Genomic DNA, 25,490 nt, shown 5'->3' with positions numbered 1-25,490 from the left:
GGTATAAAATTTACAAACTTAAAAAATTATAAATTTTATTTGTAAAATTTTTTATTTTTATTATCAACTGATGGACTACTAATAAATTTTAAAAAGGGGACATTCATTAATGCACAAAAATGCTTTAACAAAAATATGCAATGATTGTTGTTCTAATTATAAATCTTTTTCCAAAAAATGAAAATTGAATCATCAAAATGATAAATTATTCATTTTTTGTGTGCAAAGTAAATTAGAATCAACAAATAGAACACTTGATTTAAATGAGTTAATTCCGGATTACTCCTTTTATTGTGGGGAAAGATGATTTGTTATTTACAGTATCGCAAAACTTGGCCGTATGTCGCGGACTACTTATCAGAATTTCAATTTTAGAAATTATACCTTATTGATTGGACTTTACTGGTATCATATTTTTACTAATGGAATTATTAAAAGCCGTTGATATAATATTCTACGTTAGGTGCAAGATTATTAGAAAAATTTTTATTTCAATACTGTGTAAATTGTAAATGCCAAACCATAAAAAGTTAATTATCAATTTAGTTAACTTTTTTAATTTAGTTTTAAGGAGTTGAAATTATGCAAACAAAACAATATTTTCTTTTGAGGTCGTTAGTGAAAAAGTATGGTAAAGATAATGTTATTAATACTGTTAATAAAATTGCAAAGGATATTGAAATTAAAAAGTAAAAGAATAAATTATTCCGCGTAATTTATTAGCGGGTAATTTATTCAATAATGTTTTTTAAGTGGAGCAAAGCGACAACGAGCGGAGCGAGTTTGCAAATTTCAATTTTTTAATTTATTGAAAGGAGATATATTATGCCAGTTTGATTAACGACGATATTTAGTGTTGTTATTATATTAGGTATTTTTGCGTGAATTGGTTTATCAATTTATCAAAAAATTCGCCAAATTCGAGGTAAGAAAAAAGATAAAAAAGAAATTGAAAACAAGGAGGATAAAAAATAATGTTAGGGATGTATTTAACAACAGCGGTTAATTTTTTAGCTGCAGATACTCCTACTATTTCAGATGGAATGGGTTCTATTTGAAGTGGATTAGGACAAGCAATGATGAAAGTTAAAGAAGCAATTTATGCTGTATTACCACAATTAATGACCTTTTTAGGTGATGCGTGAATTATTTTAATTCCATTTGGTATTTTTGTTATTGTTAAGATATTAAACTTTTTCCGTGTTATGGTTAAAGGATTTTAGTAGTAAAAAAAACTAAGGCACACTAGTTTATTCATATTTTATTAATTTATTTTATATAACTATTATTTTAAACTTAATAGTATTTTTCAGTGTGCTAATTTTTATTATTTTATATATTTAACAATGTTTATTAACAATGTTTATTAACAATGTTTATTACAATATATAAACATTATTAAACATTAGATATAACAATGTTTATTTAACAATAGATAAGCAATATTCTAACAATATTTATAACATTGTTAATTAGAAACAATGTTTATTAAGGAGTTGATAAAATTGAGTAATTTTGTTAAGAAAAATCAGAATATAGAAAATTATTTTATTAGCAAGGAATTTATCCCTTTTAAGACAGATAAAGCAAGTTTTATAAATTTACCTAATCATAATCGCCATATTGGTTTTTGACTGAGTAATAAGTTTATTTATCCGAGTGAAAAACATTCAGAACAAGTAGCAATCGGTTTGATTTATGATAATTCTTATCCTATTGTAAAATATAATGAAAATTTAAAACGTTGTGTGTGAAAATATTTAACTGGAACAGAATTGATTAATTTGTATAATCAATATAAACAAAATTATTTTAACAGTATGCACAAAGCATTATTTTTAAATGAACCTAAAAAAGTAAAAGCAAATAATAATAATAATAATTTAACAAATTGAAGTGTTAAAAAAGAGCAAGAATTAATTAATGATTTAGAAAGTTTAAATTAAATGAGTTTATATAATTATTGAGTTCAATTTGTTAGTTATATTATTGGTTTAAATGCCCCTGAATTTTTATATGTTATATCGTTTGTATTATTTATCGTTTTATTTTTTGGGATGTTTTTTAAACTTATTCAAAAAATGTGGAGTTTTTAAAAATGCAAAATGATTGAGAAAAATTAAAAGAGTTTTTTATTCATGTCTTTTTGTTTATAAATAAAACAAATGTTGAAAGTATTACAACTTGGACTTTGACACAGAATGAATATTTAACTTTGATGGTTGGTGTTTGAATTGTAATTTTATTTTTAACTTGGTTTTTATTATGAATGGTTTTTAAAATAGTTAGTTGTTTTAAATAATTAAATTTTGTTATTATTATGGTTTTCTCTCTCCACAAACTTTTATATAAATGTTGATATTATTTTTTTGATTATTATTCCTGCTCCTATTAAAACTGAAATAATAATAAATCAAATAAATGATAGGTTATTAATTCCTACTGTATTGAATAATCATATTATTTTATCTAATATGAATAATTCTTTTCAGAAAGGATTAAAATCTAAAAATAATAATATATAGGGCATTATGTATTTTTATCACTCTTCTTTTTGATTTGTGGGGAGAGAAAACCATAATAATACTAGTTTAATTATAAATAACTATTGGAGGTAAAATGAAAAAGTTTATATTTTTTTTAAAAAATTATTGTTATATTAGTGGTTCAATGATTTTGTTTAGTTTAATTGATTTATTACTTTGGATAATCTCATTAAATTATACTGGTTTAGTATTCTGATTATTGTTTGCTTTGCAATGCGTTTATTTTGTGTGATGAGTATGAAAAAATATATTTTATCAATTAAATGCTTTTCGGTTAGTAAATTTTGTTTGAGATAATCCGTTATCGGTAATTATTGGCAAGTTAGGAACTGGTAAAACATTACTTTTAACTTATTTATCACAAACTATGAAATTATTAACAGATAAAATTTATAGTAATTATCCGTTAGAAGATGAGAAAGTTAAAGTTTTGACATTTAAAAATTTAGATTTTACAGATAGAACAAAACCAGTTCCCCCAGATGATAGTGTTATTTTATTTGATGAGAGTTATTTATATATTGACGGAACTAGTCCTCACGATGAGAAAAAAGTCCACAGTGGTAAAATTCCGTGAATTGTTTTAGCAAGACATTTTGGTAATCGTGCTTTGTTTACAGCACAGCGTGAGGGTATGATCTGAAATAATATCCGACAATTAGCAAGTGGTATTATTATTCCAATTTCACTTAAAAAACCGATTGCTAAAAAAGGATTTAATTTTTTTAATCGTTTCTTTATTATGCGAATTGGTATTTTTCAAGATATTACGGATTATGAAATTTGAAAAACAAAATCAGTAGAAAGAACAGCAGAAGGTAAACGAGCAAAACATAAGTCAGATGTTGGTTTAGGAATTTGGTTTTTTAAAATAATTATTCCGTTAGAATTTGCACAGAAATATGATAGTCAATGATTAAAGTTTGTTCGTGATTTAAAAAATGATGAAATAGTTAATTATAAGGAATATTATTGGTCAGAAATTACTAAATTGAGTGTTAAAGAGCGTTTAGAAATGTTTGATATTGATATTTTGAAAAAGAATTTAAAACCTAAAAAAGAAAAAGGAAGTGGTAAAAATGATTAATTTGTTGTCAGAAAGTAGTAATTGAGATAAGATTTTTAGTTTTATTTTTGATGTTTTTTTGTTTATTTTTGATGTAATTTGAAATACTAAATTACCAATGACAAATACAACAATTGCTTATTTTATTATTTTTTTTATGGTTGTTAAGTTATCGATTTATGCAATTCACGGCACAAGAACTCAGTACAACGAATTAGGTTCAACAGTGCAAAGTGGTGTATCAAATATTTATTCGGCGACTGCTCGTGGTGTTTCAGATACTAAAAAAGGTATGCAAAAACATATTAAAGAGCGTAAACAGTTTAAAATTAATCGCAATAAACAACAATTATCAAGTTTAGTAAAACAAACAAAAACAAGAGAACAAGGATATCGGAGAGTGCATAAATAATGATTAGATTAGTTTTATTGGTTGCTGCAATTGCTATATTTGGTACTGGTTTTATTACTGTAATTATTAATCAATTAACATCAGCAAAAAATATCATTATGGATTTATATAACTCAGATACTTTTTTACTTTCTTTATTTGGTAAAATGGCAATTTTATTTAGTCATCCGTTAATGTTAACAATATCAAGTTTATATATTGTTGGATTTATTGTTTCAAAAACATTGTATAGTTAGGAGTTGAATTTATGAAAAAATTATTTTCTTTATTTTCAATAGGACTTTTAGGACTTTTAGGTTTAATTATTCCTTTTATTACTTTAACAGCATTTAAACCGTTAAATCAACAAAATTATACTGTTAATCAACAAACAACAGGAATGAATGAAACTGATTTTATTAATACAATGTTTTTACGCAGTAGTTTTTTTGAAAATTGGTCAGAAACAAATTACTTTATTAACCCTACTTTAAAAACATCAAAATCATTAACTTATAATGATAAATGATATTTAGATTTTTTAAAGGATAGTTATTCAACGGGAATTTCTTTTGATAAATTTAGTGATGAGTTTATGGACTTATATAAAAATTGAGATAATTATGTTAAGCAATATAATATTGATAAGTTTTATGCTGTGGATAAAAAACAATTTTTAAAAGAATTAACTAATTTTTCTTATTCTTTTGCTAAGTATTTTAATACTGTTGAAATAATTAATAAATTAGAAAAAAGTATTGACAATTTGCAACAAGTTAATTTAAAATTTCAGAATTGAAAATGATATTCAGGAGATGAATTGAACCATGGACCAACTAATAAATGATATATATTAATATCTAAATCAACTAATTCAACTGATGCAGTATATGCAATAGATTTAATTCATTTTACAACAAGTACAAGTATTAAACCAAAATATCCACTTTTAAAGTCAATATACAGATGAGAAAATACAAGTATTCCAACTGATAAACAAGTTCCTGAAAATAGATAATCAAGGTAATCTTCTTTTTTATACTGATAATGATTATCAAAAGGTTCGTTCTTTTTTATTAAAATATATTGATGTTATTGTGCAAGAAAACATTAGAGTGCAACAAGGTGGTAATCCTGATTATGATGATCCAAATTTAGGTAGTCAAAGAATAATCTTTGATTTTGAAATTGTTAATAACATGGAAAAATTAGATTGAAAACCCGAAGTTATTTTAACTAGAAAATCAATTTATCGAATGATTTTAACGATTGATGAACAAAAAAATATTGTTGCTGGTAGTTTAGAATTAACACATCTTAAACAATATTGGGATGGTAATAATGCAAATAGTTATCGGTATACTGGTGATTTAGGTTTTTTGTTTACTTTTATGAAAGAAAAAGATAGTATCTTTAATTTTAGTTCTGAAACATATAATTATAATCAAGGTAATACTCCTAATATTGGTAAAGATATTTTTGAACAGATGAAAGGCCAAATTGATATTAATAAGTTTTTAAAAGCATTTTTTGTACACGCTTTGGTGCCTGTATTTCAAAATCGTAGTAATTTTATTGAAAGCGGTTATATTGATAATTTACAATATGATACTGTTTTAATTAACTTTTTTGGTTTAAAATTAGTTAATTTTAGAGATGTTTTAATTGATGAAAAAAATACTAATAAAAATAAATTTGAAAAACTATTAAATAGTATGTTTACTATTTCGCAAAACTTTTATAAAGATTATTTACGAACCATTTTTGATTTAGAAAATAACACTTATGTACAAGGATATAACAAAAAATATGGTTTGTTAGCTAATAATGGTTTTAAAATTTATCCACGTTACTTTTATTTTTCTGATAAATACAATCAATTAGATATTAAATTATATTCGGCATTTAAAAATCGGTTTTATAATACAAATTATGGTAATGTATTTAATTATGATTTTTCAGTTGCAAATGATTATAATATTAATCAAAATGAGGGTTATATTTTTGAAGGTGCTTTAAAAGATAAATATGGTTTAAAATACAAGAAAATTGAAGAACAAAAAATCGGTTATAATGTTTTTGAATTACAAGCACAAAAAGAGAATGATATGTATGGCTATTATGATTTTAATTTTGGTATTTATAACTGACAAGATATTAATAATGGTGGATTATTTCCTGATGGGCAATGATGACAAGCACAATATGAAAGTTGTAGTTGATATAATTTAGCGTGTCATATTCGAAATGCTGCAATTTGAATTGTAAATAATATTCCAGGTGTTAAACAAGTGAATGAGTTAGCAAGTGGTGTTGGGAAAATTTTTCAAACAATATATAGTTTTTTTAGTCAAACATTTGAGGTCTGAAAATTTAGTCCAGCATTATATAACACAATAACAAATATATTTTTATTAATTATCTTTATGAAATTTGTGCGATTAATATAAAAAGGACTTGTTAGTCCTTTTTATTCTTTTCAATTTGATATTTTACCTGTTTTATTATCAATTATTGGTAGAGATGGTTTATTTAGTTCTTCTCATCTGTATATTGACTTTAAAAGTGGATATTTTGGTTTAATACTTGTACTTGTTGTAAAATGAATTAAATCTATTGCATATACTGCATCAGTTGAATTAGTTGATTTAGATATTAATATATATCATTTATTAGTTGGTCCATGGTTCAATTCATCTCCTGAATATCATTTTCAATTACTTCCAATTGGTGGTTCTTGTGGTTGTTGTGGATTATTAGGTTTAGGTTTATCCCCTCCCGTGTTTTCATTGTTATTTCGTTTTTGACAACTAATTAATGATGTTGTACATGTTGTTGTTAATCCAATTGTTCCTAAAATACTTAGTCATTTTTTCATATTTTTAACTCCTTACTTAAAATGTTATAATTATTTTAAGTAAATTATAACATATTTTAATATTTTAGGAGGTAAAGTGTGAAAAAATATGAAAGATTAGATATTAATGAAAGAGTAAATTTGGAAAAATTAAAAAATAATGAATTATTTAAAAAGAAAAATGGAACAATTAATATTCGAAAAATTGCTAAGCAAATGAATAGAGATTATAGAACTATTTGGCAAGAATTAAATATGTTTGATAATATTGGTGATTATAATGCTGCAAAAGCACAAAAAATACATAATAAAAACAAAAAACAATGTCGTAAATATTCAATGTTAAATTCACAAGAATTAAGTCATTTTTCTAATGAATATAATAATTTTGGTCGTTCGCCACAAAATATTATTATGTCGTATGAATTACAATATAATGTAAAATTTAGTGTATGTTTTAAAACAATGTATAAATATATTAGATTAGGTTATTTTAATTTATCAAAAAATAATTTGTATTTTAAAAATAAAAAGCGAAAAACTAAAAATGGTGAAAAAAATGATAATCGTGGTGTATTGCTTAATATTAGAGATTATAAGCAATTTTTAAATGATTACGGAGATGATTTAAGTTTTAGTGGAATTTGAGAAATGGATACCCTTGATTGTGGTAATTTTCATTTGTTAGTTTTAGTAAATCGGAAATCTAAAATAGTTTTTTATGATATTTTATTTACTAAAAAAGCAAGTATTGTGTTAATGGTTTTAATGAAAATGATTAGACAAATTGGTATTAATAAATTTAGTTGTATTTTAACAGATAGAGGAAAAGAATTTTATAAATGAAAACTAATAGAAAAATATTTAAAAATAAGAGTTTATTTTTGTGACCCTGGAAAACCAAAACAAAAAGCATTAGTTGAAAGGATAAATAGAGATATAAGGCGTTGGTTTTTACGAAATGAGACTATAATTAATATTCGCAGTAGATTAAAATCTGTTTTAGATATATTAAATACTACAATAAGACCTTGTTTAGGGAATTTTACATCAAAACAATATTTTAAAAAAATATTTGTTCATTAATTAGTTAATGTATATAATAAAAATAATAAAATCTATTAATTATTTTTGTGTTTAACAAATTTTTTTCAGCATTTTAATAATATAATTAGATTTTAGTAAAGGAGAAAAAATATATGTATGATAAAAATAACAAATATTACTCCCTATGGTGCTTTTTGCCGAGCAGAAAAGGCTGATGGTTTAATCCATATTAGTGAAGTTTCAGATTATTTTGTTAAAGATATTAAAGATTTTTTTGATGTTGGTGATGAAATTGAAGTTGAGGTGCTTGATTTTAATATAGTTAGAAAACATCTTAAATTAAGTTATAAAAATTATCACCCTGAACTATTAAAAAATGATAATAAAGAAATTCAGGAAATAAAAACAGCATTCCAAAACTTAAATAAAAGACAAAATAAAACAGACAATATTGAAAATATTAGTAAAACAAACGAAAATAAATAAATTAATAAAAATATAAAAAAGTAAAAAATAGTTTTATTACTATTTTTTACTTTTTTACTTTAATTTTGTCGAAAACTCTTGATATTTATAGAATATATCTAATTTTAGGTATATTTTTAATATATAGAGGTAAATAATTGATGGAAAAAATAATTACAGAATTAAAAAACAGTTTTACAGATGATCAATTTTTAGAATTTGCTGAAAAAATAAAAAAAGAAGCAGAAGTAATCAAAAAACAAAAACGTTTAAATGAAATTGATCAAAAATTTAGAGATAAAGGCATTATATGTCCTGATTGTAAATCTTATCATTGTGTTAAAAATGGTCATAATCCCGAAGGAAAACAAAAATATTTATGTAAAAAATGTCGTGCTAGTTTTGATGCTTTTCGTCATCATTTTACTTATTGAAGTCATTTAAATTATGAACAGTGAAATTTATTAATTCAAATTTCATTATTAGGACAATCTAGTAAAATAATTTCCCGTTTTATTAAAACAACACCAAAAACTGCTTGATATAATCGTCAAAAATTAATGCAATCAAAACAATTAGAAAATACTCAATTAAAATTTAAAAAATTAAATGGTCAAATCCAAATTGATGAAACTTTTATTAAAGAAATCCATAAAGGTAATTTTAAAGATAAATTTGATAAACGAAAAACTCATCTTGATCCATTTTCAACTAATACCAAATGCTGTATTCAAATGGTAGTTGATAGCAATAATAATATTTTTGTTCAATCCACCAATACCAAACGATTACAAAAACAATGAATTATTGAAAATATGAATAAGCAATTAATTAAAGAAAAATCAATAATTATTTCTGACATGCAACCATTATATTTATTAGTAGCAAAACAAACAAATTCTACTCTATATTCTACCAAAACTAGTACAAACCCTGATACTAGTTATCGAAAGTTAAATAAGATTAGTAAATTACAATCGAGTCTTAAAGAAGCCTTAATTCATTATCATGGTTTGGGTTTCACTAATATTCAAAATTATTTAAATCTATGAAAATGAAAATACCAACATAAAGGTTTAACACCAAAACAACAATCAACGGTATTATATTTTAACGTTTAAAAAATTTAAAGCAAAATCATGATCTTAAACAAAATTATTTTTCAAATTGTCATATTGATGATTTTTTTATTTCATCAAGAGTTTTCGACAAAATTAAAGCTTTTTTATTGTATTTCATGATTAATATGTTAATATAATTATAACTTTTTATGATTTAGTTTTACAGTATACACTGAGATAATAAGAGGTTTATTATTAAAAGTCCGGTTAATTACAACAATTTCCCAATTTTCAGTATATAATAAAAATAAGTTTTAGTAGAAAGAGAAGTGAGGAATTTTTATTATGTCAAAAAAACTACATGGCATAGGAGCTAGTAATGGAATTGCAATTGCAAAAGTTTTTAAATTAGAAGAACCAAAATATGAGATTTCAAATAATACTATTTCTAATCCAACTAGTGAAATTAAAATATTAGAAACAGCAATGGGGAAAGCTAATACTGATATTGTAAAATTGCAAAAAATTGCATTAGAAAAATTAGGGGCAGAAAAAGCAGCAATTTTTGAAGCACATAGTCAGATTTTGCATGATCCAGCAATGATTGATGAAGCAAAGAAAATGATTAATAAGGACAATCACAATGCGGCGTATGCAATTCATACTGTGGCACAAAGATTTATTACAATGTTTGCGGAAATGGATGATCCATACTTTAAGGAGCGAGCAGCAGATATTAAAGATGTAACTGACCGTTTAATTAAGTATATTTTAAATATCCCAGTGTTAGACTTAGCAACAATTAATGAAGAAGTTATTATTGTGGCGGAAGATTTAACGCCTTCACAAACAGCACAGTTAGATCCTAAATTTGCGAAAGGTTTTAGTTGTGATATGGGTGGAAGAACTAGTCATGCTGCTATTATGGCGCGTAGTTTAGAAATTCCAGCCGTGTTAGGGCTAAAAGATGTTACAAAACAGGCAAAACATAATGAAGCAATTATGATTAATGGAGCAACGGGAGCAGTTATTTTACAACCAACGGCAGATGAAGTTAAAACTTGAACAGCAGAGCGAGAAAATTTTTTCCAATTGCAACGAGAATTATTAGCTTTTAAAGATAAACCAACAGTTTCAAAAGATGGCTATCAAAAATTTGTTTTAGAAGGTAATATTGGCGCGCCAAAAGATATTCATGGTGTTTTAGACAATGGTGGTGAAGGGATTGGTCTTTTCAGAAGTGAATTTTTATATATGGATAATGATCATTTTCCAACTGAAGATGAGCAGTATGAAGCTTACAAAGCTGTTTTGGAAGGAATGCAAAAACGGCCAGTTATTATTCGTACTTTGGATATTGGTGGGGATAAAAAATTATCATATTTTAAATTCCCCGAAGAAATGAATCCGTTTTTAGGATATCGGGCAATTCGATTATGCTTAGATAAAACTGATGTATTTCGGACACAATTACGTGCTTTATTACGAGCAAGTGTACATGGAAAACTGGGTATTATGTTTCCAATGATTGCTACAATTGATGAATTTAAAGCAGCAAAGGAAATTGCATTAGAAGAAAAAGCAAACTTAATTAAAGCGGGACAGCCAGTTGCCGAAAATATTCAAATTGGAATGATGATGGAAATTCCATCGGCAGCAATGTTAGCTGATCAATTTGCTAAGCATGCGGATTTCTTTTCAATTGGAACTAATGATTTAATTCAGTACACAATGGCAGCTGATCGTATGAGTCAATTTGTTGCATACTTATATCAACCATATAATCCTTCAATTTTACGTTTAATTAAAACAATTATTGATGGAGCGCATAAAGAAGGAAAATGAGTTGGAATGTGTGGGGAAATGGCAGGAGAAGAACAAGCAATTCCGCTTTTAATGGGAATGAAATTAGATTATTTTTCAATGTCGGCAACAAGTATTTTAAATGCACGGCGCATTATTAGTAAATTAGAAGTTTCAATGATGGAACAATTAGTAACAAAAGCATTAACTTGTCAAACTGCAGATGAAGTTTTAACTTTAGTTGAAAAAACAACAAAAAACTTTAATTTTGTCGAAAACTCTTGATATTTATAGAATATATCTAATTTTAGGTATATTTTTAATATATAGAGGTAAATAATTGATGGAAAAAATAATTACAGAATTAAAAAACAGTTTTACAGATGATCAATTTTTAGAATTTGCTGAAAAAATAAAAAAAGAAGCAGAAGTAATCAAAAAACAAAAACGTTTAAATGAAATTGATCAAAAATTTAGAGATAAAGGCATTATATGTCCTGATTGTAAATCTTATCATTGTGTTAAAAATGGTCATAATCCCGAAGGAAAACAAAAATATTTATGTAAAAAATGTCGTGCTAGTTTTGATGCTTTTCGTCATCATTTTACTTATTGAAGTCATTTAAATTATGAACAGTGAAATTTATTAATTCAAATTTCATTATTAGGACAATCTAGTAAAATAATTTCCCGTTTTATTAAAACAACACCAAAAACTGCTTGATATAATCGTCAAAAATTAATGCAATCAAAACAATTAGAAAATACTCAATTAAAATTTAAAAAATTAAATGGTCAAATCCAAATTGATGAAACTTTTATTAAAGAAATCCATAAAGGTAATTTTAAAGATAAATTTGATAAACGAAAAACTCATCTTGATCCATTTTCAACTAATACCAAATGCTGTATTCAAATGGTAGTTGATAGCAATAATAATATTTTTGTTCAATCCACCAATACCAAACGATTACAAAAACAATGAATTATTGAAAATATGAATAAGCAATTAATTAAAGAAAAATCAATAATTATTTCTGACATGCAACCATTATATTTATTAGTAGCAAAACAAACAAATTCTACTCTATATTCTACCAAAACTAGTACAAACCCTGATACTAGTTATCGAAAGTTAAATAAGATTAGTAAATTACAATCGAGTCTTAAAGAAGCCTTAATTCATTATCATGGTTTGGGTTTCACTAATATTCAAAATTATTTAAATCTATGAAAATGAAAATACCAACATAAAGGTTTAACACCAAAACAACAATCAACGGTATTATATTTTAACGTTTAAAAAATTTAAAGCAAAATCATGATCTTAAACAAAATTATTTTTCAAATTGTCATATTGATGATTTTTTTATTTCATCAAGAGTTTTCGACAAAATTAAAGACAAAAAATGCTTTAAATGTTTAAATTTTTGATAAAATAATACTAATAGTGTTATTTTTTATTAAATGGGTGGTTCTTAATGTTTTATTTAAATGCTCAAGCAAGTAATATTCCAACATCAGTTTTAATTGTTCTGGTTGTTCTTTTTAGTTTGTTATCCCTAGCGAGTGGGGGTTGATTATGATGACAATGACGAAAAAAACGTCATAGTTCAAATGATAATGCTTTTGTGTCAAAACAAAAATTGACAGTACGGGCTGCTTTTCAGAAAAATAGATATTTAATTCTTTTTTTATGTTGTTTTTTTTGTTTAATTGGAATAATTTTAATTTTAGTTAATCAGCTTGTTGGCTTTCCGTTGTTTTAAAAATAGGAAGTAAATTTAATTAATTTATAGTATACTAATTATAGATAACAACGTTTGTCTAGGTAAAAAGGAGAAAAATGATGGGATTATTTAGTAAAAAAACAAAAGAACTTGAAATTATTGCCCCAGTTGATGGTGAAATTATTGCATTAGATCAAGTTGAAGATGAAGTATTTTCACAAAAAATGCTAGGTGATGGGATCGCAATTAAACCAACAGCCGGAAATTTTGTCGCCCCAATTGCTGGAAAATTAGTTACTGTTTTTCCAACAGGACATGCTTATGGAATTAAAAGTATTCATGGGATTGAAATGTTATTACACATTGGAATGGATACTGTTTCCTTAAATGGTAAAGGGTTTAATATTAAAGTAAAACAAGATGATAATATAAAACAAGGTGATTTGTTATGTGAAGTTGATTTAGCTGTTTTAAAAGCTGAAAAAGTTCCAAGTTTAGATACGCCAATTGTTTTTACCCCAGAAACAATGAGCGGCAAAACAATAACTATTGTTAAAACTGGAAAAGTAAAACAGGGGGAAGTTATTGCCATTATTAAATAGAAAAAGCTAAAAAATAAGTGATTTTTAATTCTAAAATCACTTTTATTTTTGATAGATTACTAATATTTGGGTGGTTTTTGCTATAATTGTTAAGAAAGGGAGAAGATAACATGACAAAAATATTTTTAATTGCAATTGCCTTTTTCTTGTATTATTATTGAGTTTTTTCTTCCACAGGAGCAATTTTAGCAGAAGTCTTAAAAATTCGAATTAAAAATATCTATTTTGGGATGATTATGGGATTTTTCTTTTATTTTACTATTGTTTCTTTTTTACTAATTCCCTTAGAATTTATCATTGATTTACGATATATAATTTTAGTTTATTCTTTATTATCAATTAACATTTTATATTCATTATTTTTATTATTGTTTATTCGTTATTGGTTTAACATTAATTTATGAGATTGGAACCATGCTATTTTCCTTGTGACATTTGGAGTTTTTATGGTTCTGTATTATTTTAAAAATTATTTTATTTCGCCATCAGGATTAAATATTACTAATACTTATATTTTAAGTTTTTATGAGTATAGTTCCGGTGATAATAAGATTCTTTTTCAATTAAATCCGGATGTAATTGTTGGGAATGCGCAAGCGTTAGCTTCGCTCTCGTGGTTTACAAATGTTTCAATGTGATTTATTATGACGGGTATTAATCCTAGTGAAATCATTTGAAATTTATTAAATATTTTAGACGCAATGCTATTTGCTTCAATTTTTGTAACATTATTAAGTAATTTTGCTAATAAAAAAAGCAATCGGTTTTTAATTGGGTTATTGTCATTGACAGTTTTATCAGCATCAAAATTATTAATTTATTATTTTGGTTATGACTCATGACATCCACAAAATATGTTAACAAATCTTTTTTTTGTAACATTTATTTTAATGACAATTTATACTAATGAAGAATATCGTAGTCGTAATATGCCGTGAATTATGGGGATTATTTTTTCAAGTTATATCACCTTTGAATGAGATGCCTCCTATATTATGCTCTTCATTATTTATGTTTCAACATGCATTACAATGTTAAAATATCAAACCAATTTCTTAAAAGATATGGTTAAGTTTACTTTATTCCCAACATTATGTTTTATTGTTTATAATGCCCAAATTAAAAATATTTTACTAATTTTTATTTTCTTAGGTTTATTTTTATTAATGGTTATTTTGTCATCCTTATTATATCGAAATTATTCACGGGTACATGATATTGAAATGATGATGTACTTTGGGCGGAAAAAGCTATTGTTTGTTATTCCTGTTATTTTTATTTTGATTTCTGTTGTCGTAGTGTTAGCAACCGGGGAAAATAATTTAAATTTTTGGACCTTAGAGAATATTGCCTCCGCATTATATATTCAATTAGAACTGATGCGGTTTCAGCCATGAACAAATATTGTTTTTTTAATCATTTCCTTTGTATTATTGGGGTTAGCTTTAATTTGATTATTGTTCTTTGAACAAATTCCAAATTTTGTTGCAAAAACACCAATTAATATGTTGTCACTTTTAACAGTAACTTTCTTTAATCCGTTAGTAGGGCGTTTCCTAATTTTAATTTTCAATGAACAAGCATTATTGAATAATGCAACAGTTTTTATTGTCGCATTATTAGTTGCCTTGAATATTAGTGTTTATGCTTTACGAATTAAACCATTTAAAAAGTGGTATCTTAAAAAGCCCCCGGTCTTACCACAGAAGCCACAAAAACTAAAAGTAGTAAAATAAGGAGTAAATTATGAATTTTGAAGCCGCAAAACAACGAAGTTTAGAATTAAAAGAACAATTGGATAAATGAAATTACGAATATTATGTTAATGATGCGCCAAGTGTTAGTGATCAAAAATATGATCGGGTAATGCAAGAATTAATAGCAATTGAACAACAATATAGTGAATTAATTACAATTGATTCCCCAACCCAACGGGTTTCTGGCCAAGTTAGTGAAAAATTTAATAAATATGTTCATAATACGCCAATGTTGAGTTTAGGAAATGCTTTTAATTATGATGATTTAATTCATTTTGATGAGCAAATTAAAGAAGCAACGGGTTTATCAGAAGTTGAATATACATGTGAACTAAAAATTGATGGCTTATCAATTTCACTAGTTTATGAAAATAATTTGTTAGTAGTAGGTGCAACCCGTGGAGATGGTACCACAGGTGAGGATGTCACGGTTAATATTAAAAAAATTAAATCGATTCCTCTGCGAATTGAGCAAAAAGATTTAGTTGTTCGTGGTGAAGTTTATTTATCGCAAGAAGAATTTAATAAAATTAATGATGAACGAATTAAACTTGGGGAAGCAACGTTTGCTAATCCTCGGAATGCAGCCGCGGGAACATTACGCCAATTAGATTCAGCAATTGTAGCAAAACGGAATTTAAATGCGTTTTTATATTATTATGTCAATGCCTTAGAAGATGGAATGCAAACGCAATATGAGGCCCTAAAACAGTTAGAACATTTAAAATTTAAGACAAATCCTGAATATCGTTATTGTCGTAATGTTGCTGCTGTTTGAGAATATATTCAAGAATATGAGCCAAAACGCCATAAATTGGGATATGAAATTGATGGTATTGTAGTTAAAGTAAATAATTTAAATTTATATAACCGAATTGGGTATACTGCAAAAAATCCGAAATGAGCAATTGCATATAAATTTCCTGCCGAAGTTGTAATAACAAAATTGCTTGATATTTTTCCATCTGTTGGTCGAACAGGGCGAATTACTTATAATGCTGTTTTAGAACCAGTTCGCATTGCTGGAACGGTTGTTCGGGCAGCAACTTTGCATAATGCTGATTTTATTATTGCACGTGATATTAGAATTGGTGATGATGTTCAAATTAAAAAAGCAGGGGATATTATTCCAGAAGTTATCAACTATGTTGCTGAACGACGTCGAAAAGGAACAAAAAAATGACAAGAAGCAACGCATTGCCCCGAATGCCGTACTTTGCTGGAGCGAGTAACTGGTGAAGTTGATCAATATTGTATTAACTCGGTTTGTCCCAAAAAAATTACCCGGGGATTAGAACATTATTGTTCGCGAAATGCGATGAATATTGAAGGTGTTAGTGAAAAAATTATAGAGCGCTTATATAAATTAGGATATTTAAAAAGTTTTAGTGATTTGTATAAATTAGATCAATATCATGCTGAAATTATTCAATTAGAAAATTTTGGTGACAAATCTTTTGAAAATATGATAGTTTCAATTAATAATTCAAAACAAAATTCGTTAGAACGATTATTATTTGGATTAGGAATTAGACATGTGGGGCAAAAAACAGCAAAATTATTAGCACGACAATTTAAAACCATGACAGAATTAGCCGCAATGAGTGTAGAACAATTATCAGTTATTAATGATGTTGGTCCAATTGTGGCAGCTAGTGTTGTCGATTATTTTGCCATTGTTGCTAATCAACAAGAAATTGCCTTACTTCAAGAAAGAGATGTTAATATGAAATATCTTGTTACCAACCAAACATTATCACAAAAGTTTGAAAATTATCGTTTTGTTATTACCGGTGTTTTATCAAAACCCCGAGAGTACTTTAAAGATTTAATTGAAAATTATGGGGGGCAAGTTTCGGATAGTGTTAGTGCGAAAACAACTTATTTATTAGCGGGTAGTGATGCTGGTAGTAAATTAGTAAAAGCACAAAAATTAAATGTTAAAATTATTAATGAGAAAGAATTTAATAATTTAATAACGGAGGAGAAATAATATGGCAAGAATTACCACAGAAGACTTACGCTTATTAGCAAACAATATTATGTTAGATTTAAAAGATGAAGAATTGGAAAAATTAAGTAAAGAGTTTGATGTTATTTTACAACAAATGGATTTAGTTCAAAAAATTGATACTACTGATGTTCGTTCAATGCACTTTCCATTTGAATTAACGGTCGATTATTTACGAGAAGATGATGAAATTGTTGTTGCTTCCCAAAGTGAAATTTTGGCAGCAGCACCTAAAATAACAAATGATTATATTGCAATTAATAAGGTGGTTAAATAATATGACAGCATATTCAATCAAAGAGCTGCATCATCTTTTAATAACTAAAAAAATTACGCCATCGCAAATTGTTGCAGATGCTGTTGCTAATTTGGCCAAACATCAAGTTCTAAATGCAACAGTAACTGAATTAGTCGCAGAGGCAAAAGCTTTAGCGTTAAAATTAGATCAAATGCCAGTTCCATCCGATAATTATTTATTTGCTATTCCATATTTTGCAAAAGATAATTTTGCAACAAAAGGAATTAAAACAACAGCAAGTTCAAAAATTTTAGAAAATTTTGTTCCAAGTTATGAGTCTACAGTAACTAATATTTTAAAAGAAAATAATAGTATTCTTTTAGGTAAAAGTGCTTTAGATGAACTTGGAATGGGTGGCCATGGATTATATGCTCTGACTGGTGATGTTTTAAATCCATGGGATTTAACTTGCATTACTGGTGGTTCATCATCCGGTTCAGCAGCATTGGTTGCGGCGGGGGTGGTACCTTTTGCCTTAGGAACTGATACAGGTGATTCTGTTCGAAAACCAGCTGGTTATTGCGGAATTGTAGGATTTAAACCTACTTATGGCTTAATTTCACGGTATGGTGTTTTCCCGTATGCGCCATCATTAGATACGGTTGGTTATTTCACACGAAGTGTTGAAGATAGTGCCATTGTTTTGGATTATTTAGGGCAAGAAGATCATCAAGATGCTACTTCTCTAAAAAGTAAGGAACAAGAATATTTTAAAAATTTAACGCCAGCAACTTCAAAACAAAAATTTGCTTATTTAAAAAATGCCCATTTATTATTACCACCGGAAATAAAAACGCATTTTGATAAGTTATATAGACAATTAGCAAACCAGGGGTTTACCGTTACCGGAATTGATTTTCCAGTTGATTTGTTAAAAGCATTATTACCGGTTTATATGGTGATTTCATTTGCTGAGGCCGTAAGTAGTCATTCAATGTTGGATGGTATTAATTTCGGGACAAGGGTTGATGGTGATAGTTATGAGAAAGTAATGATAAATTCGCGGACAGAAGGATTTGGACATGTTGTTAAACGTCGTTATGTCATTGGTTCATATGCCGTATCAAAAGAAAACCAAACATTATTATTTTTAAAAGCAAAACGAGTTCGTCGATTAATTGTGGCTGCTTTAAGAACTGTTTTTCAGGAATATGATATTTTATTATTACCAGCAGCATCAAGTATTGCTCCAAAAATTAATTCCATTAAAGATCAAATTCTAACGGAAGCGGAGTTAGAAAACTATGTTGATGATTTGTTAGTTTTAGCTAATTTGATGGGTAATCCTTCTTTGACATTGCCACTTGCTTTTGTTGATAAAATGCCAATTGGAATTAATGTCAATGCGGCTCCTTTTGCGGACCAAAAGGTTTTTAATGCAAGTTTATTAATTGAAAAAATGATTGGAATTAAAAATACAGTTGCTCCCGAAGGAGGAAAAAATAATGGTTAATTTTGAAGTAGTGATTGGAATTGAAAATCATGTCGAATTAAAAACAAAAACAAAGATCTTTTCGCCGGGACCAGTTAGTTACGGTGCTAAACCAAATAGTATGGTTAATGTTGTTGATGTTGGTTATCCTGGGACAATGCCAACAGTTAATAAAAAAGCAGTGGAATTAGCATTACTTGCTTGTGAAGCACTTAATTTACAGATTGATCCTATTGTTCAATTTGATCGAAAGAATTATTATTATCCTGATTTAGCAAAAGGATTTCAAATTACCCAGCAATACTTTCCAATTGGACGTAATGGTCATTTAAAAATTACGGATGAAAATGGAAAAGTAATCGAAATTCCCATTGAGCGTTTGCATCTTGAAGAAGACACAGCAAAACAATTGCATGAAGACGAGGGAACTTTATTAGATTATAATCGGGCTGGAATTGGTTTGATTGAAATTGTAACACACCCAGCTTTACGTTCAGGTTTTCAAGTACGTAAGTATTTAGAAGCTTTACGAGAAATTTTAATTTATACACAAGTTAGTGATGCAAAAATGAATGAAGGTTCTCTTCGTTGTGATGTTAATATTTCATTACGCCCGGTCGGTATTACAACTTTTGGGAATAAGGTGGAATTAAAAAATTTAAATTCCATTGCTAATGTTGAAAAAGCAATTGAGTATGAAATTAAGCGACAAACTGAAATTTTATTAATGGGACAAACCGTTGCCCAAGAAACTCGGCGTTTTGATGAAAAAACTAAAACAACTGTTTTAATGCGTAAAAAAACAGATGCCACGGATTATAAATATTTTTCAGAGCCAAATATTTTCCCAATTAAATTATCATCAACTTGAATCAAAGATATTCTTGCGACAATGCCTGAATTACCAGCTGCAAAACGACACCGTTATTTAACGGAGTTAAATTTAAAAATTACCGATATTGATATTATTTTACAAGATTATGATTTAATGACTTTTTTTGAAGCAGCAATTAAGTTAACTTCGCATTATGAAACTGTTGCTAATTATTTAATTGGAGATGTTTCCGCTTATTTAAATCAAAAAAACTTAGCATTAACAGCAACAGCGTTGACACCTCAAAATTTAGTAACAATGATTGAACTTATTAATAAAAATGTAATTTCTAATAAACAGGCAAAAACAATCTTACAACGAATTTTAATAGAAGATTATTCACCAATAAAAATTGTAAATGATTTAGGATTAAAACAAATTAGTGATCCAATTGAAATTAAAACAATTATTGAGCCTGTTTTTAATAATAATTTAGGAATGTTAGAACAATATGGCGATCGACCAGAACGAGTTATCAAATTCTTTATGGGAGAATTAATGAAATTAACGAAGGGGCAAGTTGCACCGGAAATTGGCCAACAAGTAATTCTTGACTTAATTATCGAAAAACAATCAAAATAAAAAAAAGATGGTTATTTACCCTCTTTTTCATCTTCGCGCATAATTTCGCGTAATTTAATTGTTAAATCGTTGATTGCATTGATTTTGGCAATAAATAATAATTCATCACCTAATTTAATTGTATCAACATCGCCAGGCAAAATAACACGTCCTTTGCGTTTAACATAAACAATATTATAATCTTTATTATTAATGAAACGTAATTCAGATAATGATTGCCCTTCAATAGTTGGATCAGTTACTTGAATAATTAATGATGCGTAGTTTTCATCAACAGTTTGCATTTCAATTTCAATGTCAAACATTGCTTTAGTTGCCGTAATACTTCCTGCCATTGTATCTGGCTGAACAATATTAGTAATTCCTAGTGCCTTTAAGATTCGTGTATGACGAATATCTTTTGATTTTGCAATAATATTAGTAATTCCAATATCTTGTAAACCAATAATTGTCAAAACGCTTGCTTCAATATTACTTGCCATTGTAACAATTATTGTGTCGTATTGGTCTAATCCTTGCTCAATTAAGTTTGCTTTAACCGTTGAATCTAATGCGACACCATCAACTTGGTCATAACTTGCAATCATATTATTAACTTTAGTTTGATCAACATCGAAAACCATAATATGTTGTTTTCGAACAATTAATGTTTCAATGATTGAACGTCCGAAGTTATTTAGTCCAATAATTGCAAAACTTTTTCTTCGTGCCATTTAATGTTTCCCCCTTATTGCAAATCTAATTATACTATTTTTTTTATTATTAGCAATAATTAACACTTGTAGTATAATAATATTAATGAAATAGGGGTGTAAAGGGTGTTTTATCAGTTATATTTTAAAAACATTTTTAAAAGAAAAAATGATAGTAAACGACAACGAAATAATGACCCAGGAGCACCATTAACTCGTCGTCGTCATTGATTACCTTTTTCAAAAATAGCAGGTAAATTATTTTTAGTTTATATTTTAGTTGTTTTTTTAGGAGGATTGTTATTATCAATTCCCAGTTTTGTTAATAATGTTAATCGTGTAGTGCATGATGGTAAGGGAGAAATTTTAGGCACTTATAATTTTTCGTGAAATTATCTAGTGGGATTATTTACTGCCTCAAGTGCTTTTTCCGATACGGGAATTACGATTAGTAATCCTGCAGCGGATTATAGTTTTTGGGGGCAATTAATAATTTTGATGTTAATTCAAATTGGTGGATTTGGAATTGTGACTTTTAAAATTATGATTTTTGTTTGACTAGGATGAAGAATCTCAATTAGAGATAAAATGTTAGTACAAGGAGAACGGGGAAGTAGTAATTTTGGTCATACGATGGATTTAATTAAAAATAGCTTTATATTTTTAGTTATTTTAGAGTGTTTTGGGGCAATGTTACTATTTTGTAACTTTTATTTTTCACCTTCCTCAATTGAAGGAAAATATATGATTGATAATGTTACCTACCATAATTTTTGAAGAAGCTTATGAAGTGGAATTTTTCACTCAATTTCTTCGACTAATAATGCTGGATTTGATATTATTGGAAATTCATCATTAGTGCCTTATAATGATAACTATTTTATGCAATTTGTTTTTATGTTTCAATTTGTGATTGGGGGCTTAGGTTTTCCAACTTTTTATGATTTAAAACGTAAATTTATCGCATGACGGCGAAAAGAACATGCTAAATTTAGTTTATTTACAAAAATTAATTTAATTACTTATGTTGGATTATCTGTTGTAAGTGTCTTTAGCGTTTGATTAATTGAATATACGAACCTTAATGCAGTTAATCCTAATGGGGTGTACATTGAAAGTATTTTACGAAATTCAACAACAAAGTGGAATGGATTTATGAATATCTTTTTTAATACAATGTCGACCAGAAATGCCGGATATTCAACAGTTGATATGAGTACATTCTTGCCTGGATCACGAATTGTAATGTCAATTATGATGTTCATTGGATCCGCGCCATCATCAACTGCTGGGGGGATTCGAACAACAACTTTCGCGGTAATTATTATCACGATTTGATCAATAATTCGGAACAATAATAGTGTTAATGTTTTTAAACGGAAAATTCCAAATGAAACCGTTAAACGAGCACTAGTTGTAACTACAATTTCAGGAGCATTAATTGCTGGGGCGGTGATTTGTATTAGTGCTGAAAATCCAAACATTAATGTTTTAAATTCTTTTTTTACAATTTGTAGTGCTTTTGGAACAACAGGTTTAAGTACATTAAGTTTTCATGAATTATATAATTTAGGGATTTTAAGTACGTTAATATTAATTCTTCTAATGTTTATTGGGCAATTAGGAGTTTCGTCAACATTATTAGTTTCAATTCGGGGAAGTGGAGCAAAAGAATATAGTTATGTTGAAGAAAATATTTTAATTGGATAGTTTTTTATAAAATAACTATTTTTACTTGTTTAAAATGATATCTTTTGTATAATATATAAGGTATCAATTTGGAACAGTACTCAAGTTGGTGAAGAGGGCACCCTGCTAAGGTGCTAGGTCGGGTAACCGGCGCGAGAGTTCAAGTCTCTCCTGTTCCGCCATTATTTATTGATTTTAATGAAAAAAGAAACAAAAAAGAGTTATAATGTCTATAACTCTTTTTAAATTGTTGGTATAATGTCGGTATTAATATTTATTTCGCGATAAAGGGGAAAAATAATGAAAAATTGATTGAAAATTATTTTATCAATGATTTTTTTATTTGGAATGGCAATTATGGCCCTAATAGTTGTTATTGCTATTTTTGATTTAAAATTTCTATATATTTTTTTAGTCATTATCATTATTGATTTAATTTTTTCTTTTTTCTTTTTCTTTTCAAAACGACGTTATGAAGTTAAATTTTCTTGAATTATTTTTATTAATTTTGTGCCTTTTATTGGCTTATGTTCGTATGTTTTTTTTGGGCGGAAATATCACTATTCAAATGAAAAATCATTAGTATATAATCATCTTAGTAAATTAGAATATGATATTTATCTGAAAAAAAATCATACGAGTGTAATAAAATACACAAACTCTAAGCAGAAATTTGGTAATGTGATTGAATTACTAATGCGAAATGCTAAGAAACCATTATATCAAAATAATAGAATCAAGATTTTAACAAATGGAACCCGAGTTTTTAAAGCATTATTAACTGACCTTCAACAAGCGCAAGAATATATTTTGCTAACTTATTTTATCGTGGCAGATGGTGAGTTATTTGAATCATTCTTAGCAGTTTTAACAGAACGGATCGCTGCTGGTGTTCGTGTTTATATGATTTATGATCATGTTGGTAGTTACTTTAAGATTAGTAAAAAAAGTATTAAGAAATTAATAAAAGTTGGTGTTCGTGTTCATAAGTATTTACCAATTATTACCCCATTTATTAGTGGGAATGCCAATTATCGTAACCATCGGAAAGATGTTATTATTGATGGTTTAATTGGCTATACGGGGGGACTTAATTTGGCTGATTTATATGCTGATAAGTCATGAAAATTTGGAATTTTTCATGATACACAAGTTCGAATTGAAGGGGAAGCTGTTCGCGGTTTGGAAGTTATTTTTGCAGATGATTGGTATTTTGCGACAAAACTGTATGAAAAAATTACTGACTTGGAACCAACTATTCTTGCTGAAAAGAAATATAATATTACTGGAGAATCACATGTTCAAATTGTTAATCATAGTCCGAGCATTGATTATTCAATTACAGAAGATTTATATCTTTCGTTAATTAATAAAGCACGAAAAAGAATTTGGTTAGCAACGCCATATTTTATTCCACCCAATGAACTTATTCAGGCCTTAATTTTGGCGGCACGCTCAGGAGTTGATGTACGGTTAACAATTCCTGGTTTAACGGATAAAATCTTTGTATTAGATTTAACAAAGAGTTATTGTAGAGAGTTAATTACCAATGGTGTTAAAATTTATGAAATGAACAATATGTTTAGTCATAATAAAATTGCTATTTTTGATGATGAAGTAGCTATTGTTGGGACATGTAATTTGGATTATCGTAGTTTCTTTTCTGATCATCAGACAACAGCTGTCATTTATGATCCCACTGTTGTGACAAGTTTTATTCCCCGTTGAGAATGAGATTACAAACATGCAATTTTATGACAGGAATGACCAATTAAATATAAATCATTAAGTTATCGGTTATTATTAACATGTTTAAAATTAGTTGCACCAATCTTATAAGTTAAAGAAAAATCAAGTATAATTTTTTTATATAGTTATTATTTGAGGAGGGTTAGGAATGTTATTTAATAAATTAAAAAAGAAAGATGATGAAGGACACAATTCAGTAGTTAAAAAATCAAAAAAACAAAATTTATTGCAAGAAGAATTATTAGCGACAAATTCTTTGGAAACAAATATATTTAATGATGATGATGAACAAGATAAGATTAAAACGGGGTTTAGTTTTAAACGACGTAAGACACATAAAATTATTAAAGAATTAAATCATCACCGCATTAAGTCGTTATTATTTTATACAGATACTAGTAACGTTTTACGCCAATTAGAATATGGATTACAACCAGTTAAAAATATTCATTTAACAAAAGAGAGTGAGTATATTGTTTGAACTTATTTAGAAAAACCTGATCATTTGGAATTTGAATTAGATAATTCAACCAGGCATTATTTTTGGAGTTGAATTGCTGAACAAAAAGTAGATCCAACCCAAATTGCCGTTATTGCAATTGACATTAAAAAGTTATTTGTTTTAACAAAAAAAGATTGGGAATATGATGATGTTAAACGGCGTGTAAAAATTTTTGAAGATATACCTCCTGAAACAATTCGCTGAATTTTAATGAAAAATAATCAGTATTTAAATCGCATTCAAACTTATGTAAAAAGCAATAATTTAAAACTTAAAATCTTTCAAGGTGAAAAGGGACATATTTCTGATCCGCTGACAGAAAATAGAAAGAAGTAA

General features: G+C 27.1%; 25 protein-coding genes, 1 tRNA gene and 1 pseudogene. 25 read left to right on the top strand and 2 right to left on the bottom strand.

Annotated features, from left to right (window positions below; genetic code table 4):
* The first annotated feature begins 109 nt into the window (after window positions 1-109).
* From ACQH24_RS06960 to ACQH24_RS06920, 9 genes and pseudogenes are all read left to right on the top strand, one after another.
* Window positions 110-463 (top strand): hypothetical protein, encoded by a 354-nt coding sequence (locus ACQH24_RS06960; protein WP_425379846.1) that lies wholly within the window; start codon window positions 110-112, stop codon window positions 461-463.
* Between the two features lie 362 nt (window positions 464-825).
* Window positions 826-975 carry a hypothetical protein gene (locus tag ACQH24_RS06955; protein ID WP_004027793.1) on the top strand — a complete coding sequence of 50 codons (150 nt, stop codon included), beginning with the start codon at window positions 826-828 and terminating at the stop codon, window positions 973-975.
* Entirely contained in the window at window positions 975-1,223 is a 249-nt protein-coding gene (locus ACQH24_RS06950; protein ID WP_425379845.1) for a hypothetical protein, read from the top strand. Before ACQH24_RS06955 ends, ACQH24_RS06950 begins: the two co-directional genes overlap by 1 nt.
* A gap of 282 nt (window positions 1,224-1,505) precedes the next feature.
* Window positions 1,506-1,946 carry a DUF3627 domain-containing protein gene (locus tag ACQH24_RS06945; protein ID WP_425379844.1) on the top strand — a complete coding sequence of 147 codons (441 nt, stop codon included), beginning with the start codon at window positions 1,506-1,508 and terminating at the stop codon, window positions 1,944-1,946.
* A gap of 152 nt (window positions 1,947-2,098) precedes the next feature.
* Window positions 2,099-2,302 (top strand): DUF2649 family protein, encoded by a 204-nt coding sequence (locus ACQH24_RS06940; RefSeq protein ID WP_425379843.1) that lies wholly within the window; start codon window positions 2,099-2,101, stop codon window positions 2,300-2,302.
* A 317-nt stretch (window positions 2,303-2,619) separates the two neighbouring features.
* A complete protein-coding gene (locus ACQH24_RS06935) occupies window positions 2,620-3,633 on the top strand; it encodes a hypothetical protein (protein WP_425379842.1) in 1,014 nt (337 codons plus the stop codon).
* Complete coding sequence (locus ACQH24_RS06930; RefSeq protein WP_425379841.1) at window positions 3,626-4,024, top strand: hypothetical protein; 399 nt, start codon at window positions 3,626-3,628, stop codon at window positions 4,022-4,024. Before ACQH24_RS06935 ends, ACQH24_RS06930 begins: the two co-directional genes overlap by 8 nt.
* On the top strand, window positions 4,024-4,260 hold the full coding sequence (locus tag ACQH24_RS06925) for a hypothetical protein (RefSeq protein WP_004027616.1): 237 nt from the start codon (window positions 4,024-4,026) through the stop codon (window positions 4,258-4,260). The genes ACQH24_RS06930 and ACQH24_RS06925 overlap by 1 nt, the downstream gene beginning before the upstream one ends.
* Before the next feature lie 11 nt (window positions 4,261-4,271).
* Window positions 4,272-6,453: pseudogene (locus ACQH24_RS06920) on the top strand (spiroplasma phage ORF1-like family protein).
* A gap of 20 nt (window positions 6,454-6,473) precedes the next feature.
* Here ACQH24_RS06920 and ACQH24_RS06915 read toward each other — a convergent pair.
* Window positions 6,474-6,881, bottom strand: a complete 408-nt coding sequence (locus ACQH24_RS06915) for a lipoprotein (RefSeq protein ID WP_425379840.1) — start codon at window positions 6,879-6,881, stop codon at window positions 6,474-6,476.
* A gap of 78 nt (window positions 6,882-6,959) precedes the next feature.
* On the opposite strand from ACQH24_RS06915, the gene ACQH24_RS06910 reads away from it, so the two are divergent.
* From ACQH24_RS06910 to gatB, 12 genes are all read left to right on the top strand, one after another.
* Window positions 6,960-7,946 (top strand): IS30 family transposase, encoded by a 987-nt coding sequence (locus ACQH24_RS06910; protein ID WP_425379839.1) that lies wholly within the window; start codon window positions 6,960-6,962, stop codon window positions 7,944-7,946.
* A gap of 117 nt (window positions 7,947-8,063) precedes the next feature.
* Entirely contained in the window at window positions 8,064-8,393 is a 330-nt protein-coding gene (locus ACQH24_RS06905) for a S1 RNA-binding domain-containing protein (RefSeq protein WP_425379838.1), read from the top strand.
* Between the two features lie 140 nt (window positions 8,394-8,533).
* Window positions 8,534-9,493, top strand: coding sequence for a transposase (locus ACQH24_RS06900; protein ID WP_425379371.1), 960 nt, complete (start codon window positions 8,534-8,536; stop codon window positions 9,491-9,493).
* 285 nt (window positions 9,494-9,778) lie between these two features.
* Entirely contained in the window at window positions 9,779-11,530 is a 1,752-nt protein-coding gene (gene ptsP, locus ACQH24_RS06895; protein ID WP_425379837.1) for a phosphoenolpyruvate--protein phosphotransferase, read from the top strand.
* A 49-nt stretch (window positions 11,531-11,579) separates the two neighbouring features.
* Window positions 11,580-12,539, top strand: coding sequence for a transposase (locus tag ACQH24_RS06890; protein ID WP_425379371.1), 960 nt, complete (start codon window positions 11,580-11,582; stop codon window positions 12,537-12,539).
* A gap of 178 nt (window positions 12,540-12,717) precedes the next feature.
* A complete protein-coding gene (locus tag ACQH24_RS06885) occupies window positions 12,718-13,005 on the top strand; it encodes a hypothetical protein (protein ID WP_425379836.1) in 288 nt (95 codons plus the stop codon).
* An 80-nt stretch (window positions 13,006-13,085) separates the two neighbouring features.
* The gene (locus ACQH24_RS06880) at window positions 13,086-13,568 is read left to right on the top strand and encodes a PTS sugar transporter subunit IIA (protein WP_425380708.1); all 483 of its coding nucleotides are present in this window, start codon (window positions 13,086-13,088) and stop codon (window positions 13,566-13,568) included.
* A 110-nt stretch (window positions 13,569-13,678) separates the two neighbouring features.
* Window positions 13,679-15,304: a hypothetical protein gene (locus ACQH24_RS06875; RefSeq protein ID WP_425379835.1), complete on the top strand. Its 1,626-nt coding sequence runs from the start codon at window positions 13,679-13,681 to the stop codon at window positions 15,302-15,304.
* A 10-nt stretch (window positions 15,305-15,314) separates the two neighbouring features.
* Entirely contained in the window at window positions 15,315-17,318 is a 2,004-nt protein-coding gene (gene ligA / locus ACQH24_RS06870) for an NAD-dependent DNA ligase LigA (protein ID WP_425379834.1), read from the top strand.
* A 1-nt stretch (window position 17,319) separates the two neighbouring features.
* A complete protein-coding gene (gene gatC / locus ACQH24_RS06865) occupies window positions 17,320-17,613 on the top strand; it encodes an Asp-tRNA(Asn)/Glu-tRNA(Gln) amidotransferase subunit GatC (RefSeq protein WP_425379833.1) in 294 nt (97 codons plus the stop codon).
* 1 nt (window position 17,614) lies between these two features.
* The gene (locus ACQH24_RS06860; protein WP_425379832.1) at window positions 17,615-19,087 is read left to right on the top strand and encodes an amidase family protein; all 1,473 of its coding nucleotides are present in this window, start codon (window positions 17,615-17,617) and stop codon (window positions 19,085-19,087) included.
* Window positions 19,080-20,522 (top strand): Asp-tRNA(Asn)/Glu-tRNA(Gln) amidotransferase subunit GatB, encoded by a 1,443-nt coding sequence (gene gatB / locus ACQH24_RS06855; RefSeq protein WP_425379831.1) that lies wholly within the window; start codon window positions 19,080-19,082, stop codon window positions 20,520-20,522. Before ACQH24_RS06860 ends, gatB begins: the two co-directional genes overlap by 8 nt.
* An 11-nt stretch (window positions 20,523-20,533) precedes the next feature.
* On the opposite strand, the gene ACQH24_RS06850 is transcribed toward gatB, so the two are convergent.
* On the bottom strand, window positions 20,534-21,235 hold the full coding sequence (locus ACQH24_RS06850) for a potassium channel family protein (protein ID WP_425379830.1): 702 nt from the start codon (window positions 21,233-21,235) through the stop codon (window positions 20,534-20,536).
* 105 nt (window positions 21,236-21,340) lie between these two features.
* Between ACQH24_RS06850 and ACQH24_RS06845 the strand changes: the two genes are divergently transcribed.
* The 4 genes from ACQH24_RS06845 to ACQH24_RS06830 all read left to right on the top strand — a co-directional run bounded on the left by ACQH24_RS06845 (window position 21,341) and on the right by ACQH24_RS06830 (window position 25,490).
* A complete protein-coding gene (locus ACQH24_RS06845) occupies window positions 21,341-22,924 on the top strand; it encodes a TrkH family potassium uptake protein (protein WP_425379829.1) in 1,584 nt (527 codons plus the stop codon).
* 70 nt (window positions 22,925-22,994) lie between these two features.
* Window positions 22,995-23,085 (top strand) — tRNA-Ser (locus tag ACQH24_RS06840).
* 118 nt (window positions 23,086-23,203) lie between these two features.
* Entirely contained in the window at window positions 23,204-24,742 is a 1,539-nt protein-coding gene (gene cls / locus ACQH24_RS06835; RefSeq protein ID WP_425379828.1) for a cardiolipin synthase, read from the top strand.
* Window positions 24,743-24,800: 58 nt separating this feature from the next.
* Complete coding sequence (locus tag ACQH24_RS06830; protein WP_425379827.1) at window positions 24,801-25,490, top strand: acetyltransferase; 690 nt, start codon at window positions 24,801-24,803, stop codon at window positions 25,488-25,490.

This window comes from Spiroplasma endosymbiont of Stenodema calcarata (genome assembly GCF_964031205.1).
GTDB lineage: Bacteria > Bacillota_I > Bacilli_A > Mycoplasmatales > Mycoplasmataceae > Spiroplasma.
Note: the sequence above shows the minus strand (reverse complement) of the source record. Positions and strands in the feature narration are given on the sequence as shown.